This window comes from Bacillus cereus group sp. BfR-BA-01524 (genome assembly GCF_022662595.1).
Lineage (GTDB): Bacteria > Bacillota > Bacilli > Bacillales > Bacillaceae_G > Bacillus_A > Bacillus_A thuringiensis_S.
Window position 1 is genome coordinate 1 of record NZ_JAKUDW010000331.1, and the last position, 331, is coordinate 331.

A 331-nucleotide genomic window follows, 5' to 3' on the forward strand; every position below is an offset into this window, starting at 1 on the left:
GCAAAAGAAATGTCTAACATGACAAAGTTCAAAATTTTAAACGAAGCTGGCATCAGCATGCTTTCTCAAGCTAACCAAACTCCACAAATGGTTTCTAAATTATTACAATAATCCATTTGAACATATACTCTCTGTAGTATATAAAGAGTTTTCTTTTTAATAATTAAAAATTAATGGGGGTTCTTAACATGAGAATTAATACAAATATTAACAGCATGCGTACACAAGAGTACATGCGACAAAACCAAGACAAAATGAATACATCTATGAACCGTTTATCTAGCGGTAAATCAATCAACAGTGCAGCTGACGATGCAGCTGGTTTAGCTAT

General features: G+C 32.6%; 2 protein-coding genes. Both read left to right on the forward strand.

From position 1 onward, the window contains the following. Window positions 1-111, forward strand: a 111-nt coding sequence (locus MR170_RS31310; protein ID WP_276575700.1) for a flagellin, incomplete at its 5' end; no start/stop codon positions are given. A 77-nt stretch (window positions 112-188) separates the two neighbouring features. Next, window positions 189-331, forward strand: a 143-nt coding sequence (locus MR170_RS31315) for a flagellin N-terminal helical domain-containing protein (protein ID WP_481746806.1), incomplete at its 3' end; no start/stop codon positions are given.